Below are 16,361 nucleotides of genomic sequence, written 5' to 3' on the forward strand. Positions count from 1 at the left end.
ATAAGCTATGAGTATCTACTCATAGCTTATTTTTTCTTTTTATTTAGTCAGAGAAGTTATCGACAGAAATGTTTTCGAAAGCAATGGCTTCAATTGCGGTAGCAACGCCGTCGTACTCATTTGTATCGGTAATATAATCGCTCACTTCTTTTACACTGGCAACAGCATTACCCATGGCAACACCCATTCCAGCGTATTGGATCATATCTATATCATTTTCATTATCGCCAATCGCCATAATATTTTCTTTAGGTATGTCTAAAATACGTGCTAAATCTTTTAATGCTTGCCCTTTGCTAGCGGATTTATTCAGTACTTCAAGGTAAAAGGGTTCGCTCTTTAAAATAGTATACTCAACATAAAAACTTTTTGGTAATTTAGCAATAGCAGCATCTAAAATATCTGGCTCATCTATCATCATCATTTTGCTGATTTCAAGGGTTGGATCCATTTCTTCTACTGTACGGTATCGAATAGGCATATTGACTAAGGATGATTCTCTTACGCTATACGGACTAATATCTTTATTAGCGGTATAAATATGGGTTTCGTCAATAGTATGACAATGACTCCCAACTTGACGACTCATGGCCTCAATTTCCAGGAAATTGTCATAGCTCAAAGTATGGTGAGCAATAGCTTTTCCGTTATGTGATTGTTGGACTAATGCGCCATTATAAGTAATCACATAATCGCCTTCCTCTTCTAGATTTAAGGCTTCTAGGATTGGGAATACGCCTGGCAACGGGCGGCCGGTACAAAGGACAATTTTTATGCCTTTCGTTTTAGCCATTTCAATCGTTTCTTTAACTTTAGCGCTTATTTTTCTTTCGGGTGTTAACAACGTGCCATCTAAATCGATAGCGATCAATTCTATTGTCATTTAGGTGAGTCCTCCACTAATTTATTTGGGTCAATAATAGCCCCATTCTTGATATAACGGTTAAATTCATCGTACAAGTGCTCAAATAAGGTGATTTCATTGGATGCATCCGGCTTTAAGAATTCTTTTGGAACATAAAACCGTTCATCGCCACGCACCTTTCCTGCTATTGAAGAAACAATTTCACTTGCTTTAGAAAGTTCAACAAGTGTACCATCTTGACGAACCAATTCTATTTGTGTGCGATTGGTATTCTGGTTCGGACGGTAGAAGTCATAAGGAAGGTCATAGCTGTTATTGATAGCTGTATAGTAATCTGTGTCATATCCTGCTTCACGAATGATCGCTTTTAGGTCTTCAATCAGATCCATATCCGTTTTACTGGAAAACTTAACTGACTTAAAAGGGTGCCGATCGAGAAAACGCGTAGCTAAATCGCTTAGAATTGGATCTTTTTCTTCTTTCCATAAGGTAAAATAAGTTGCTAAAACGCCATCATCTAATTTCAGATAATCTTTAAGCGTAAATTTTTTTTCAAAAAAAGGACCGAGTAAGTTTAGTTGGTCTTTAAATTGGATCGCTGGATCAACATACATTTTTTTGGCCCGTTTCAACAAATGATCCAAAATGACTTCCATTCCTCTAGAGACCGGATGAAAGTAGACTTGCATGTACATCTGGTAGCGACTGACGATGTAATCTTCAACGGCATGCATGCCGGACATTTGGAAGTAGATACCATCCTTATACGGACGAATAACTCTGAGGATACGGGTTAAATCAAATGTACCATAGTTGACACCTGTATGATAGGCATCGCGCAATAAGTAGTCCATCCGGTCTGCGTCGATTTGACTAGAAATAAGTTGGACCACTTGCGGATTAGGGTAAGTTTTTTGGATAATACTGGCAACTTTTTCTGGAAAATCTTCACTCACTTTAGATAAAATTTGGTAAACTTCAGTTTCTGGAGAAGTGATGATGGACACAGTGATCTCTTCATGATCTGTTTTAAAGATATGCTCAAATGTGTGAGAATACGGTCCATGTCCAATATCATGTAAAAGTGCAGCGCATAAAGCAACTAGCCGTTCGTTATCATCCCAGCCGCCATCGCCTGGTGTTTGAGTGGCATAATTCCTCTCAAATGTATCACAGATTCGACGAGTAATTTCGTATACACCCAATGAATGTGTGAATCGTGTGTGTTCTGCGCCATGAAAAGTTAAGGAAGAGGTACCTAATTGTTTGATTCTTCGTAATCTTTGAAATTCACTTGAATTGATTAAATCTAAAATAATCTGATGTTGGATATGAATATAATCATGGACTGGATCACGAAAAACGTGTTCTATTGGCAGTAGTAAATTACCATCATAAAGGCTGCTCATTTGATCAGCTCCTTATCAATTGAAGTGCCAAGCATTTGCTGGTTACGGCGTATCATTTTTTCGAAACCTTCATTATAGTCGGTTATTATCTCTGAAGAATACTCACCAGGTATGATTGTGCAGTTATTTTTAAGAAGGGTACGTAGAATCAGGTTTTTCATTCCGTCTACGGTTAAAGAAATACCAAGCAAATCCTCCAATGTAGCCATTACGGTAGGATCAACTGATGGAAATTGCCATTTTACCGTTTCGCCCTTTAATCCAGCTTGATAAAATTCGCGTATCATTTCAGCTCTTTTAAACTGATTGCCATTTACACTGATGTATATCATGATTGCTACGCCATTTTTTAAACGCCTTTGCGAGATTCCGGCAAATTTTTTTCCATCGATACTTAAATCATACTCTCCTGGGCAATAAGAGTCTTTGATTTCATAAGCTAAGCTTTTTTTTCCATAGGCTTTGAGAGAATTATTGATTAGCTGCAGCATATGCTCATATCCAGTATTTATAGTCATTTTTTGTTTAGGATCCTCAGGTAGTATAAGGGAAAAGTTTAGCACACCCTCATCTCCAACTACAGCTAACCCTCCTGAATTGCGTACAATATAAGGATGAGCGTAACGGTCAATAACTTCTAAAGCATCTTTGAAGTAAGGTAGTTTGGTATCCATCATGCCTAAAATGACTAGATTTGAAGTTGGCCAAAAATGCAAAATATTTTTTTGATACTTTCCAGCATAACGCAATAAACTATCTGTCAAAGCAAAATGAGAAATAGCTTTGTTAGCAAAAGGCATTGTTTCAGCTTCATAAAGTTCATAAGAATAATCCGTTGAGATTTTTTTATTATCAGTAATTATCATTGGTTTAACTTCCTTTATTTGATTAGAAATAGCATTCTTATCCTATTATAACAAATTTTATTGCATGGTTCTTCCTTAACCGTTATAAAAAGCATAATATTTCCTTTATTTATGATAAGATGGTTATGCAATAAAGTGAAAATAGATAGTTGGAATCACTAAACCTATGGTGAATATAGGAATTGAAAATTATGAGGTGAAACAATTGGATCTATCAAAAGGAAGAGCAGCTCAGATACATTTAGAGACGATCATTTCTCAAGGCAATGAAACTGAAAAACATGTATTTGACGAAGCTGGTAAAGTTGTTCAAATGAATTCGTCTTATTATATTCGTTTCCAAGAAACCTATGAATCAGGAGTCATTCCTGTAACGGTTAAAATCGATCCTTCTGGAATCGTTACCCTTACGCGTAAAGGTGAAACGACTACGCGAATGAGATTTGATAAAGGTGAACGGTTTGAAACGCTCTATCATACGCCACAAGGTGAAGTGAAAATTGAAACAATGACAAAAAATATGCAAATCAGTTATACAGATGAACCTTTTTCTGGGAGAGTATATATTGAATATGACTTATTTTTAGGAAAAGAAAAATTAGGAGATTACAAATTACAATTGCTTTTTACTATTTAAATATTGTATGATAAAGAATAGACTGTTGAAAGGACGTGGCTTTCGTGAAATTAGCACAATTTGAGGATCAAAACAAAGATGAATTGTCAATGATTGAAGTAGCACATGCCATCTTAGATCAAAAAGGAGAAATACTTGATTTCTCAGCTTTATTAAAAGAAGTACAGGATTTTCTAAATATAAATTCAAAAGAAATTACAAGTAAAACTTCTCAATTTTATACAGATTTAAATATTGACGGTAGTTTTATTTCCTTAGGAGAAAATCGTTGGGGATTGCGTTCATGGTATCCAATTGATTTTATTGACGAAGAAGTTACTCAAGGAAATGAAGATGAAGCTCCACGTCGTAAAAAACGCAAAAAAGCTAGTGCATTTGTTACAGGTGAAGATGATATTGATTACAATGATGATGACCCTGAGGACGATGATTCTCCTGAAGAGGAAGAAGATGATAATGCTACTACTTACGGTGGACGCGTTTCTGTTGATGAACACGGTGTAATGGTTGACGATGAAGATAAAGAAGATCTTGGAGAATACAAGAAAGATTTGTCTGAACTAGGTACTGATGATGAAGAAGATGAATTACCTGACGGTGTTGAAGGGGAACTTACAATCATTGAAGACGAAGATGAAGAAGATTCTGACGAAGAAGAGTATTAACAAAAAAGTTCAATGAATTTATTTTCTGATAGTAGTTTTTCGATAAAAACGCTGTCCAGAAGAATAACTTGACGTTTTATGTAGGAATGTGTAATATCTACATTGGGCTCCCTTGAAAGATTAAAGGGACAGGAACTATAAGTAATCAAAAAGCTCCCTATTCTACTAATGGATAGGGGGTTTTGTTTTTTTGTTACTACCCAAAAAAATGAAAGTGATTAGTGGTTTTTTTCTTTTTACATTAATAAATATAGAAGGAGTCGGAAAAAATGACAAAATATATTTTTGTAACAGGTGGAGTAGTATCTTCAATAGGCAAAGGAATTGCAGCGGCATCTCTAGGACGGTTATTAAAAAACCGCGGATTAAAAGTAACGATCCAAAAATTTGATCCTTACATCAATGTTGACCCAGGTACAATGAGTCCTTATCAACATGGAGAAGTTTTTGTAACAGATGATGGAGCTGAAACCGACTTAGACTTAGGTCATTACGAACGGTTTATTGATATCAATTTAAATCAATATTCGAATGTAACAACGGGGAAAATCTATTCTGAAGTCATACGCAAAGAACGCAAGGGAGAGTACTTGGGGGCAACAGTACAAGTTATTCCGCATATTACCAATGAAATCAAAGAAAAAATTATGCGTGCAGGACAAACAACCGATTCTGATATCGTCATAACAGAAGTTGGTGGGACAGTAGGAGATATTGAGTCATTACCTTTCCTAGAAGCCTTACGTCAAATGAAAAGTGATGTTGGTGCAGATAATGTTATGTACATCCATACAACGTTGATTCCTTATCTTGGGGCAGCTGGTGAAATGAAAACCAAACCAACACAACATAGTGTGAAAGAATTACGTGGATTAGGGATCCAGCCTAATCTGTTAGTCATCCGTACAGAAAAACCTGTTCCGCAAAGTTTGAAAGATAAACTAGCTTCATTTTGTGATGTCTATCCTGAGGCTATTATTGAGTCACGTGATGTAGACACGTTATATTCTATTCCTTTAAATTTGCAGAAACAAAATATGGATCAAATCGTTTGTGACCATCTTAAAATTGATGCCCCACCTGCTGACATGTCAGAGTGGATCGCGTTAGAACAAAAAGTACTGCATTTATCTAAGAAAACAAAAATTGCATTAGTCGGAAAATATGTTGAATTACCAGATGCGTATTTATCCGTTATCGAATCATTAAATCATGCAGGATATGCGGTAGACTCTGAAATTGAAGTAGATTGGATCAATGCTGAAGAAGTGACACCGGATAATATTGAAAGTAAATTGAAAAATGCGGATGGGATTTTAGTTCCAGGCGGATTTGGCGATCGCGGCTTAGAAGGTAAAATTTTAGCTATTCAATATGCACGTGAAAATAAGGTTCCTTTCTTAGGTATTTGCTTAGGAATGCAACTAGCATGTGTAGAATATGCACGTAATGTTGTAGGTTTAGAAGGCGCTCACTCAGCAGAAACAGATCCAGATACGCCATATAACATTATCGATTTGATGTTGAATCAAAAAGATGTGGTCAATATGGGAGGTACGTTGCGTCTAGGGCTATACCCATGCAAACTAAAACCTGGTTCTGTAGCAGCTAACGTATACGATAATGCTGAAGTTGTTCAAGAACGCCACCGCCACCGTTATGAGTTTAACAATGAATACCGGAATATGATGGAAGAAAAAGGCTTAGTCTTTTCAGGAGTTTCACCCGATAATCGTCTAGTTGAGATTGTGGAGTTATCTGACCATCCATTTTATATAGCTTGTCAATTCCATCCAGAATTCATCTCTCGTCCGAATCGCCCGCAAAAATTATTCTTAGGATTTGTAAAAGCAGCATTAAATAACTAGTACCAAAAAGGGTATGAAACTAGATAAGTTTATAATAATCTAGATATTCTAATGTTTTTTTGTTATAATAGCATCGTTGACTAAGAGTACCTTAGTAAATAAAAAGATTTCCTTAAGGAGGAAAAAATATATGAGTCGTTTAGTTAGTATGACAGATATGTTAAACAAAGCGTTAGAAGGTAAATATGCAGTAGGTCAATTCAATATCAACAACCTTGAATGGACACAAGCTGTATTAGCAGCTGCTGAAGCAGAAAAATCACCAGTTATTTTAGGTGTTTCTGAAGGAGCAGGTAAATACATGGGTGGCCCTAAAGTTGTAGCAGCAATGGTTGAATCTTTGATGGAAACAATGAACATCACAGTACCAGTTGCATTACACTTAGACCATGGTTCTTCTTTCGAAAATTGTAAAGCTGCAATTGATGCTGGTTATTCTTCTGTAATGATCGATAACTCTGCATTCGCAATTGATAAAAATATCGAAGCAACTAAAAAAGTTGTAGAATATGCTCATTCAAAAGACGTATCAGTAGAAGCAGAAGTTGGAACTGTTGGTGGTACTGAAGATGGCGTTACTGGCGGAGTAAACTACGCAGACCCACAAGAATGTCTACGTATGGTAACTGAAGCTAAGATCGATGCTTTAGCTGCTGCTTTAGGATCAGTACATGGTGACTATGAAGGAGAACCAGTTCTAGGTTTCGGTGAAATGAAAGAAATCTCTGAATTAACTAAAGCTCCTTTAGTATTACATGGCGGATCTGGAATCCCAGAATTCCAAATTAAAAAAGCAATTGAAAATGGACATTCTAAAATCAATGTGAATACTGAATTACAACAAGTTTGGACAAAAGCTATACGTGAAAAATTAAACACTGACGATAAAGTTTATGACCCACGTAAAGTTATTGCACCTGGTAAAGATGCAATCGTTGCAACAGTTAAAACAACTATGCAAAGATTTGGATCTTCTAACAAAGCTTAATTAAATAACAAAAAACCTTACCTTTTAGGTAAGGTTTTTTTGTTTGGTTAAAAAATAGGTTGTTTGATAAATGATTTTTGTGTAATAAAATGAAATTTCTTCTCGAATGGACAAATCTTCAAACCCAAAATAAAATGTGATTGCTGAAGCATTAACATTTTACAATTCACATTGAATTCTTTGCAAGGCTGTAAGCGTTCCTATTCGTTCAGGAATTTTGACTGAGTAATTTGATTGATCTATCCCCACTAAAAATGACAGAACCAAAAAATATAGTAATTGTAAGTTGTTTTGAGTTATAGTAAAATTGGATTAGCGTCTTTAGATAAAGGAAAAGAGTAAGGATCATGGGAAGCTTTATCGAAATAAAGCTAGCTAAGTTTGATAAAAATCACTCCTTTAATTTAGGACATCTAGACGTTAATTAAAAATGGTTTAATAGCTCTCAAATAAAAACTCAACTCAACTCTTTAAAAGATAAAACGGAGGTATAACATGAAAAAATTAGTCATTAATGGTGGGAAAAAATTATCTGGAGAAGTGACCATCAATGGGGCTAAAAATAGTACAGTTGCTTTGATACCAGCTGCAATCCTAGCAGATTCACCTGTTGTTTTAGAAGGTGTACCAGATATTCAAGATGTTCATTCATTGATCGATATCCTAAATATAATGAAAGTAGAGACTACTTTTGACGGTTCAACACTAACTATCGATCCAACACATATGGTTTCTATCCCAATGCCAAATGGAAAAATAAAAAGTTTACGAGCATCTTATTATTTCATGGGTGCTTTATTGACTAAATTCGGAAAAGGTGTTGTAGGACTGCCAGGAGGATGCTTTTTAGGACCTCGTCCGATAGATCAACATTTAAAAGGGTTTCGTGCTTTAGGAGCTACTGTAGATAATGAAATGGGTGCCATGTACCTAAGAACCGATGAAAAAGGTTTAGTCGGAACAAGAATGTATTTAGATGTGGTTTCGATTGGGGCTACGATCAACGTTATGTTAGCTGCAGTAAAAGCAAAAGGTAAAACGATTATTGAAAATGCCGCACGTGAGCCTGAAATTATTGATATTGCAACGCTATTAAACAATATGGGGGCAAAAGTAAGAGGTGCAGGAACAGATATTATTCGGATAGATGGAGTCGATGAGCTTCATGGCTGCCGACATACCATTATACCAGACCGAATTGAAGCTGGTACTTACTTATCTATGGCAGCAGCAGCTGGATCAGATGTTCTGATAAACAATGTTATTGTAGAGCACTTAGAAGGATTGTTAGCTAAATTGGAAGAAATGGGTGTACCAATGGAAATTGGTGAAGACAGTATCCGAGTAAAAGAAGCTACTCATTTGAAGGCTATAAATATAAAAACACTTCCTTATCCTGGATTTGCAACTGATTTACAACAACCTTTAACGCCTTTGTTATTGAAAGCGACGGGGACCTCGTTAATTACGGATACTATCTACCCTAAGCGCGTCAAACATATACCAGAATTGGTACGAATGGGTGCAAATGCCCGTGTTGAAAGCGATATGATTTTAATCGAAGGACCAATAAAACAATTACATGGTGTAGAAGTAGAAGCAAGCGATCTAAGAGCAGGAGCGTGTCTTGTGACAGCTGGTTTAATGGCAGAAGGTACCACGACCATTACAGGAGTAGAGAACATTTTACGTGGTTATGATCATATCGTAGAAAAGCTCACCGCTTTAGGTGCAGATGTTGAAATGATTGAAGACGACAACAAATAGGAGTTAACTAAAATGAGTGAGTTATTGACATTGACTGAATTAGAATTAAAAACATTAAAAGAAATTTATAATTATGCTAAAGAACTAAAAATTCCTTACTACAGCCAAATGAATAAAAAAGAGTTAGCGTTGGCTGTTATCCGAGCTCAAGAAGAAAAACAGGGCTTTTTCATTGTTGAAGGAGTGCTAGATGTTATGGCACAACAGGATTTTGGTTTTTTACGGCCAATCAATTACACACCAAGTAAAGAGGATATTTATATTTCTTCTTCTCAGATCAAGCGTTTTGGCTTGAGAAATGGCGATAAAGTCTCCGGTAAGGCAAGACCGCCAAAACCATCAGAGCGTTATTATGGTCTAATGCATGTAAACTTTGTAAATGGAAAAGATCCAGAAGATGCAAAGGAACGTCCTCATTTTCCTGCGTTAACACCTCTCTATCCAGAAAAACAAATTACTCTTGAAACAGAACAAACCAAAATTTCAAATCGAATGATCGATATTATAGCTCCTGTAGGTTTCGGTCAACGCGGGTTGATCGTGGCACCTCCAAAGGCAGGGAAAACAATTTTATTAAAAGAAATCGCAAATGGGATCGCTGAAAACTATCCTGAGGCTGAATTGATTATTTTACTGATCGATGAACGTCCAGAAGAAGTGACAGATATTGAAAGAAGTGTCAAGGGAGAAGTAGTTTCTTCAACATTTGATCAACAACCACAAAACCATGTACGTGTAACCGAATTGGTTCTAGAAAGAGCCATGCGTTTGGTAGAGGATAGACGTGACGTTATTATCTTAATGGATAGTATTACACGTTTGGCACGTGCCTATAATCTGGTTCTTCCTCCAAGTGGCAGAACATTAAGCGGCGGGTTAGATCCAGCAGCATTATATCGACCTAAACGTTTTTTCGGAGCAGCGAGAAATATTGAAGAAGGCGGCAGCTTAACGATTTTAGCTACGGCTTTGGTAGATACTGGAAGTCGCATGGATGATATGATTTATGAAGAATTTAAAGGAACAGGGAATTCTGAATTACATCTATCAAGAGAACTTGCTGAACGTCGTGTTTTCCCAGCTATCGACATCAAAAAATCAAGTACACGAAAAGAAGAACTTTTATTGGAAAATGACCGTTTAGAAATGATATGGAAATTACGCCATGCAATGACGGGAGATGCCTTGGATTTAACTGATCAATTTATCAAGGCCTTACGCAAGTCAAAAGATAATGAATCATTTTTTGAAGATTTCACAGATAAAACTATTGTCCAGACAAGAAATACTAGAGGTTCGCATCGTTAAATATAATTTTTCATAGTCGGATTTTTGATAAAAAAGATTGCTTTATATAGGGAAAAATGTTATTGTTTTAATGTTGTCTAAAGACAAAAATCAACTCTGATCCAGCAAATGCATCAGGGCACAAGGAGAGATTACTTATGAAAAAAACAATTCACCCAGATTACAGACAAGTTGTGTTCATGGATACTACTACAGGATTTAAATTTATTTCAGGATCTACTAAAAATTCAAGCGAAACAGTTGAATGGGAAGACGGTTCTACTTACCCAATGATCCGTGTCGAAATTTCATCTGATTCACACCCATTCTATACAGGACGTCAAAAATTTACTCAAGCAGACGGACGTGTGGACCGTTTCAACAAAAAATATGGTATCGCAGACGCAAACAAACAAGAAGAAGCATAATAAACATTTGCTTTTAAAAAAGAGATCAGACAATTTAATTGTCTTGGTCTCTTTTTTTTGCTTATTTGAATGTTTATCGTGCGTTCAATGTTCAAATTGAATGACCATTTAGTGTGACAAATCAGAGTAGTCCTCTTTTCCCAAGACAGTATGATAGATTCAAGCAGGTTATATTCACTATAGAGCTCTAAAAATGTATTTATATACTTTTCTAATATAGTCCTTAACGATTGTTGCCCAAAGAAAATATGTCCACAAAAATAATTCACAGAAAACGTGTGGTCAAAACAAATAAAGTCTGCTATAATTCAAATTGTGTAACCGCTTTAATGGTTGCTATATCAAGTTACAGCTTAGTCAAATCGGGTATTTAAGCCTTGGTATGACCAAACTGAAATTTGAAATAATAAATATATTTTTTAAAAAACTTATCTAAAAGGGGAATATTAACATGGGAGACTACAATGCAGTAGCAGCAAGAAATACGGAAAATGCACCAAAAAATATCGGACCATATTCACAAACAGTAGCTTACTCTCATTACAATAATCTTTCAGCTCAATTACCTATTGATCCAAAATCTGGTAAATTGGTAGCTGGTGGTGTAAAAGAGCAAGCTGAACAATGCTTTAAAAACATCAAAGCAATTGTAAACAGCATCGACCACGTTATGAGCGACGTTGTTAGACTGACAGTATTCGTTAAGAATATCAAAGATATCGACGCTATTGACGAAGTTTATAAAACATTCTTCTCAACTTATGTTCCTACACGGACGACAGTTGCAGTTTCAGCTTTACCTATGGATGCTTTGGTGCAAATTGATGCACTTGTTTCACACGGTGAAGGTACAATTCCAAATGCACCACAATCAGGTGATCTTATAAAACTTACAAATAATACGGCAAATGCGCCAGTAAGTTCACTATCTACACAAGCTGTGGCTTTTTCACATTACAACAATCTTTCAGCTCAATTACCTATCGATCCAAAATCTGGCAGAGTAGTAGTTGGTGGTGTAAAGGAACAAACTGGACAGTGCTTAAAAAATATCAAGGCAATTTTAGAAAGTATTGACGTTCCTTTTGATGATATTGTTAAAATCAATATCTATCTTAAAGACTTCGCGGATGTTGAAGCTGTAAATGAAGTGTATACAACATTTTTCCCAGACTCAGCTATTGCTAGGGCCGTAGCCTATGTTCCTGCGCGGACAATGATTGCAGCTGCAGCATTGCCTATGGATGCCTTGGTACAAATTGAAGCAGTAGTGTCACACGGAGATGGTACACCTCCACAAGTTGTTGAAGACAGACATGGACTTATCTTAGAAGCAAACAATACAAAAAATGCACCAAAAAGTTCTCTATCTACACAAACGGTAGCTTTTTCTCATTACAATCATCTTTCAGCTCAATTACCTATCGATTCAAAATCCGGTAAATTGGTAGCGGGTGGTGTAAAAGAGCAGGCTGAACAGTGCTTAAAAAATATCAAGGCAATTATAGAAAGTGTCGATCACACGATGGATGATGTTGTTAAAGTAAATATATTCCTTAAAAACATCACAGATATCGATGCTGTAAACGAAACTTACACAACATTCTTCCCAGGCGGAGTTCCTGCGCGAAGTATAGTTGGTGTATCAGCTTTACCAGAAAATGCTCTGATCCAAATAGATGCCGTTGTATCCAATGCTGAAGGAACACCTCCAAAAGCATAGCAAGTATCTAGTTGTAAAAACAGGAACGATCAACGTTATTTGTTAATGACGACGGTGAATGCGAAATCGTATATCCTAATCGTAGAAAGGGATTATTTTCATTTTTAACATCCCAGAAGAAAAGCATCAAGATTTTAGCCGATCACGGCAGAAATCTTGATGCTTTTTTTAGTTTCCGATTACAGCCAAAAAACTGGATCATCTTACGAGCGATTATTCGCTTTTTCAAGTTAATTTTTTTGAGGAAAGGTACTGTTTCACTTTTTCTTTTGCATCTGCGACTGATAATTCTTCAATCGATATGTTCAAGTTATCGGAACAAGCGGTCGAATGATTGTATCGGAGGTCATAATAATGTATCAAAAGGTTCTTTACGACTACTGGATAGTCTTTTTCTTCAAGAGCTTGTGCTGTCGCATTCGCTACAGGTGTGTGAATACGACGTTTGATAACCTGAAATGCTTCAATAAATTGATCGTGATAATCATGGGGTGAATAATCTGCTAAAATATTTTTTACTCGCTCGTCTAAGGGAAGATTAATAAATAATTGAGGACTTATTTCTTTATGGCGATAGAAGCGCTCAGGTATCGTTATATTACCGATCCTTAAGCTTTCCCCTTCAATGAGTATGAAAGCTTCATCTTGATATTGGAATAAGGCTTCACCTAATAATAGATTAAACGTTCGTTGATTTCGAGGTTCGAGTCCGATATGACCGAAGATCGAACCTCGATGATTAGCCATACCTTCTAAATCAATAACGGGATAGCCCTCTTCCTTCAGTTGAAGAAGGATGTCTGTTTTTCCGTTTCCGGTATGCCCATTTAAGACGTACAATGGTGGAATACGTATTGTACCAAACTGTTCCTTATTCCAGTCATGATAGGCCTTGATCCCGCCACTTAAACGATTTACAGGGATATTCATTAAATCCACAACCGTTGCGGCGGTCTCACTACGCATGCCTCCGCGCCAACAAAATACGGTTACTGGTGTCTCTAGTTGCTTGAAGTGCTGAATAAAGGCTGGTAATTTTTCTGAGAAAAGCTCTAAACCAAGGTCTTGTGCTGCTTCTTTACCTTTTTGCTTATAGGTTGTTCCAACCGCTGCCCGTTCTTCGTTCGTGAAAAGGGGAATGTTGATTGCACCTGGAATTGTTGCTTCTTCATATTCTTTTGGTGAACGAACATCGACAATGGTATCTCCCTTTTCTTTTAGTCGATAAAGATCATGTGGTGTTATATCTTTAAACATAGAAGTATCCTTTCTTATTTAACATAGATATGACCAGCATCGCCAGCCGATACTTCCCCGATCTGTTGAGCGTCGATTCCGCTGAGTCGTAAAGATTCAAGTAATGCTGAAGCATCATGTGCACTTACTGCCATTAGTAATCCGCCAGAGGTGATTGCATCCGCTAAAATGAGCTGATCGATCTCATCGTGATGGTTTTCAAAATGGACAACACTTTTTACATGGTTTAAATTATTTCTTGAGCCGCCAGGAATAGCGCCTTGTTCTGCAAGATCACGTACACGCGGTAAGACGGGTACGTCATCCTTTCTAATGGTTAATGCTTGATGACTTTCGGTGGCCATTTCAGTGAGGTGGCCTAACAGCCCAAAGCCGGTTATATCAGTACATGCATGAACATTAAACTGATTCATGACTTTTGCCGCTGATTTATTGAGGGTTGCCATGACACGGGTAACATTTTTAGTTTCCTCTTCTGTCAATAAATTTTTTTTAATGGCGGTGGTTGAAATACCCACTCCGATTGGTTTCGTGAGGATAAGTTTATCGCCTTTTTTAGCTCCGGCATTCGTGTGTATATGCTCAGGATGAATAGTACCAGTTACTGCAAGGCCAAACTTCGGTTCTTCGTCATCAATCGAGTGACCCCCTACAAGGCTACAGCCTGCTTCTTGTAATTTATCGCTTGCACCGCGTAAAATCTCAGTGAGAATCGCTTTATCCAAGGTAGAAATAGGGAAAGCCACGATATTCAATGCGGTAATCGGTGTTCCACCCATTGCGTACACGTCACTCAACGCATTCGCAGCAGCAATTTGGCCGAAATCATAAGGATCATCAACAATCGGGGTGAAAAAATCAACGGTCTGGACAATTGCCAGTTCATCCGTTAATTTATAGACGCCCGCATCGTCACCCGTATCTAAACCAACAAGAAGATTAGGATCTTTTGTTGTTGTGGGAAGTTGTTGAAGTACCTCACGTAAGTCACTTGGACCAATTTTACAGCCACAACCGCCTTTTTTTGTAAGAGTGGTTAATTTTACTTGAGTCATTTTTTTTTGCCTTCTTTCATTCGATTGATATCGCTACTTACAGTTTAACACGCTTTTTATTTGAATGGGATTTCTTTTAAGGTTGTTAAGTAATATATGATAGCGCATATGGATAACTTTACAGCCGAGTGTAATGGACAGCCTCAAAAGTAGTTCCAAAGCTTGCATAGCTCAAATTTATTCTACAGATTTGAATGACGCATAGGGCGACTACCTTTTTACACTTCTGGAACACGAAATTCAGCAACACGGACAGCAGATCCGGTATATGTACGGAAACAAACTTCTTTTTCCCAAGAGCTGGAATGAGCGGTCTACAGTTTAATTATAAAGATAGTTGTACCCCATGACTTCATAGTCGATGATGCCATGGGGTATTTGTATGTTTAAAGTATTTTTTTAATAGGGGACTGTATACCAAAAAAAATTCTCAAAAGGGGTTGTTTCATAATTTTTCAATGTTGCTGATTTAGTGTCTCCGCAAAACTTTGGATTGCATCTTCTCGAATAGCAGATACATCCTTGTCAATTTTCGCTACTTTTTTTGTGATCATTTTTTCTGCAAAATTCATGTCACTGAAGTCAAACGCTCCTCCAAAACATTCTCTTACTAAGGCTTTTTCCTGTAATTCGGTCGGGTAATTGACTTCCAGTTCGTTTCTCAGTGTATGTTCTTCCTGCATGCCACAAATAAACAGGCCAATCGTTTTTTGTTCCAGTTCATTTAAATGGGTTTTCGCAAAAGTATCTACTTCTTTCAATATCTTTCCTACATATACTGGACTGCCAAGCACGACTTTATCGTATTTTGAAAAGTCAACTTCAGTCTGCTCCTTCAAGTTGACTCTCTCAGTTTCTCCATCTAAGTGTTCTTCCAGCAGTTTCGCACATTTTTCAGTACAGCCATGTTTACTCGCATAGGCTATCAAGGTTTTCATCTTATTTCCTCCTCTTGTGGATCTAGGGTATTTTTAATGGCTTTTAGATAAGCTTGGGAGGTGACCGTCGAACCGGTGACCTCATCCGTATCAGTCTATTGACCCTCCAAAACATTTTCCAGCTCAGCAGCACTTCTACCTTCCAGTGGAATATCTCTATCAAGAACACGTGCCACATAGATGAAAAACCCCGCAGTAACGATCAGTAGTAATCCAATCAGCACCGCAAAATCTTTGAGAAACTTTTTCATGTCAGTCAACTCCTTCCTTTTAGCTGTACGACAAAAATTTGGGATAATCACAACAGAAATGGGAAGATTAATAGTAGAAGATCTACAGGGGCTATTTCAGCCCAATTATAACTCTTTGAGAGATAATTAGGCAAAGAAAAATCTCTCAAGTCAGCATATTCTATTCAACCTTAGTTAACTCATAAAGATGTGTTACGTACCAAAAATAATACTCTAAAAGTTTCCCAAAGCTAGTCAACTGTTATTTACTTTTATGGCTCCTTTGCGATTTAGAAAGAGAGGAAGAGCGATAAGAGGTAATAGAACACTATGCATGTTTATAGTCATATTGAATGTGCATGTGGAAATACTTTCGAA

At 36.9% G+C, this 16,361-nt stretch carries 15 protein-coding genes; 8 read left to right on the forward strand and 7 right to left on the reverse strand.

Annotated features, from left to right (window positions below):
• Nucleotides 1–43: 43 nt before the first annotated feature.
• From yidA to BR50_RS06720, 3 genes are read right to left on the reverse strand one after another with little or no spacing between them, the layout of a single operon-like run.
• Nucleotides 44–883: a sugar-phosphatase gene (gene yidA, locus BR50_RS06710; RefSeq protein WP_034547332.1), complete on the reverse strand. Its 840-nt coding sequence runs from the start codon at nt 881–883 to the stop codon at nt 44–46.
• Nucleotides 880–2,274, reverse strand: a complete 1,395-nt coding sequence (locus tag BR50_RS06715; protein WP_034547334.1) for an HD domain-containing protein — start codon at nt 2,272–2,274, stop codon at nt 880–882. The genes yidA and BR50_RS06715 overlap by 4 nt, the downstream gene beginning before the upstream one ends.
• A complete protein-coding gene (locus BR50_RS06720) occupies nt 2,271–3,140 on the reverse strand; it encodes a lipoate--protein ligase family protein (protein ID WP_178377441.1) in 870 nt (289 codons plus the stop codon). The genes BR50_RS06715 and BR50_RS06720 overlap by 4 nt, the downstream gene beginning before the upstream one ends.
• Before the next feature lie 166 nt (nt 3,141–3,306).
• Here BR50_RS06720 and BR50_RS06725 point away from each other — a divergent pair, with 166 nt between their 5' ends.
• The 8 genes from BR50_RS06725 (at nt 3,307) to BR50_RS06760 (ending at nt 12,503) form a co-directional block, all read left to right on the forward strand.
• Nucleotides 3,307–3,777, forward strand: a complete 471-nt coding sequence (locus BR50_RS06725) for a YwiB family protein (RefSeq protein WP_245792757.1) — start codon at nt 3,307–3,309, stop codon at nt 3,775–3,777.
• A gap of 44 nt (nt 3,778–3,821) precedes the next feature.
• Nucleotides 3,822–4,442 carry a DNA-directed RNA polymerase subunit delta gene (rpoE, locus tag BR50_RS06730; protein ID WP_034547336.1) on the forward strand — a complete coding sequence of 207 codons (621 nt, stop codon included), beginning with the start codon at nt 3,822–3,824 and terminating at the stop codon, nt 4,440–4,442.
• Between the two features lie 269 nt (nt 4,443–4,711).
• Entirely contained in the window at nt 4,712–6,310 is a 1,599-nt protein-coding gene (pyrG, locus tag BR50_RS06735) for a CTP synthase (protein ID WP_034547338.1), read from the forward strand.
• Between the two features lie 130 nt (nt 6,311–6,440).
• Entirely contained in the window at nt 6,441–7,298 is an 858-nt protein-coding gene (fba, locus tag BR50_RS06740; protein ID WP_034547339.1) for a class II fructose-1,6-bisphosphate aldolase, read from the forward strand.
• 495 nt (nt 7,299–7,793) lie between these two features.
• Nucleotides 7,794–9,065 (forward strand): UDP-N-acetylglucosamine 1-carboxyvinyltransferase, encoded by a 1,272-nt coding sequence (gene murA / locus BR50_RS06745; RefSeq protein WP_034547340.1) that lies wholly within the window; start codon nt 7,794–7,796, stop codon nt 9,063–9,065.
• A 12-nt stretch (nt 9,066–9,077) separates the two neighbouring features.
• The gene (gene rho / locus BR50_RS06750) at nt 9,078–10,373 is read left to right on the forward strand and encodes a transcription termination factor Rho (protein WP_034547341.1); all 1,296 of its coding nucleotides are present in this window, start codon (nt 9,078–9,080) and stop codon (nt 10,371–10,373) included.
• A 137-nt stretch (nt 10,374–10,510) separates the two neighbouring features.
• Nucleotides 10,511–10,780, forward strand: a complete 270-nt coding sequence (locus BR50_RS06755; protein ID WP_034547342.1) for a type B 50S ribosomal protein L31 — start codon at nt 10,511–10,513, stop codon at nt 10,778–10,780.
• 451 nt (nt 10,781–11,231) lie between these two features.
• Nucleotides 11,232–12,503, forward strand: a complete 1,272-nt coding sequence (locus BR50_RS06760; protein ID WP_034547344.1) for a RidA family protein — start codon at nt 11,232–11,234, stop codon at nt 12,501–12,503.
• A gap of 225 nt (nt 12,504–12,728) precedes the next feature.
• Here BR50_RS06760 and mnmH read toward each other — a convergent pair whose 3' ends face one another.
• From mnmH to BR50_RS12765, 4 genes are all read right to left on the reverse strand, one after another.
• A complete protein-coding gene (mnmH, locus tag BR50_RS06765) occupies nt 12,729–13,760 on the reverse strand; it encodes a tRNA 2-selenouridine(34) synthase MnmH (RefSeq protein ID WP_034547346.1) in 1,032 nt (343 codons plus the stop codon).
• 14 nt (nt 13,761–13,774) lie between these two features.
• Nucleotides 13,775–14,815, reverse strand: coding sequence for a selenide, water dikinase SelD (gene selD, locus BR50_RS06770; RefSeq protein WP_034547348.1), 1,041 nt, complete (start codon nt 14,813–14,815; stop codon nt 13,775–13,777).
• Between the two features lie 455 nt (nt 14,816–15,270).
• A complete protein-coding gene (locus BR50_RS06775; protein ID WP_034547350.1) occupies nt 15,271–15,753 on the reverse strand; it encodes a flavodoxin domain-containing protein in 483 nt (160 codons plus the stop codon).
• Between the two features lie 95 nt (nt 15,754–15,848).
• Nucleotides 15,849–16,004: a hypothetical protein gene (locus tag BR50_RS12765; protein WP_156097503.1), complete on the reverse strand. Its 156-nt coding sequence runs from the start codon at nt 16,002–16,004 to the stop codon at nt 15,849–15,851.
• Between the last annotated feature and the right edge of the window lie 357 nt (nt 16,005–16,361).

It is taken from the genome of Carnobacterium alterfunditum DSM 5972 (assembly GCF_000744115.1).
GTDB classification, from domain to species: domain Bacteria; phylum Bacillota; class Bacilli; order Lactobacillales; family Carnobacteriaceae; genus Carnobacterium_B; species Carnobacterium_B alterfunditum.

What these genes read in the sequence shown, in the direction of transcription:
- BR50_RS06720 (WP_178377441.1), bottom strand. Translation starts at nt 3,140, where the DNA reads ATGATAATTACTGATAATAAAAAAATCTCAACGGATTATTCTTATGAA.
- BR50_RS06755 (WP_034547342.1), top strand. Translation starts at nt 10,511, where the DNA reads ATGAAAAAAACAATTCACCCAGATTACAGACAAGTTGTGTTCATGGAT.
- BR50_RS12765 (WP_156097503.1), bottom strand. Translation starts at nt 16,004, where the DNA reads ATGAAAAAGTTTCTCAAAGATTTTGCGGTGCTGATTGGATTACTACTG.
- yidA (WP_034547332.1), bottom strand. Translation starts at nt 883, where the DNA reads ATGACAATAGAATTGATCGCTATCGATTTAGATGGCACGTTGTTAACA.
- mnmH (WP_034547346.1), bottom strand. Translation starts at nt 13,760, where the DNA reads ATGTTTAAAGATATAACACCACATGATCTTTATCGACTAAAAGAAAAG.
- BR50_RS06775 (WP_034547350.1), bottom strand. Translation starts at nt 15,753, where the DNA reads ATGAAAACCTTGATAGCCTATGCGAGTAAACATGGCTGTACTGAAAAA.
- murA (WP_034547340.1), top strand. Translation starts at nt 7,794, where the DNA reads ATGAAAAAATTAGTCATTAATGGTGGGAAAAAATTATCTGGAGAAGTG.
- BR50_RS06725 (WP_245792757.1), top strand. Translation starts at nt 3,307, where the DNA reads ATGGTGAATATAGGAATTGAAAATTATGAGGTGAAACAATTGGATCTA.
- BR50_RS06760 (WP_034547344.1), top strand. Translation starts at nt 11,232, where the DNA reads ATGGGAGACTACAATGCAGTAGCAGCAAGAAATACGGAAAATGCACCA.
- fba (WP_034547339.1), top strand. Translation starts at nt 6,441, where the DNA reads ATGAGTCGTTTAGTTAGTATGACAGATATGTTAAACAAAGCGTTAGAA.
- BR50_RS06715 (WP_034547334.1), bottom strand. Translation starts at nt 2,274, where the DNA reads ATGAGCAGCCTTTATGATGGTAATTTACTACTGCCAATAGAACACGTT.
- pyrG (WP_034547338.1), top strand. Translation starts at nt 4,712, where the DNA reads ATGACAAAATATATTTTTGTAACAGGTGGAGTAGTATCTTCAATAGGC.
- rho (WP_034547341.1), top strand. Translation starts at nt 9,078, where the DNA reads ATGAGTGAGTTATTGACATTGACTGAATTAGAATTAAAAACATTAAAA.
- selD (WP_034547348.1), bottom strand. Translation starts at nt 14,815, where the DNA reads ATGACTCAAGTAAAATTAACCACTCTTACAAAAAAAGGCGGTTGTGGC.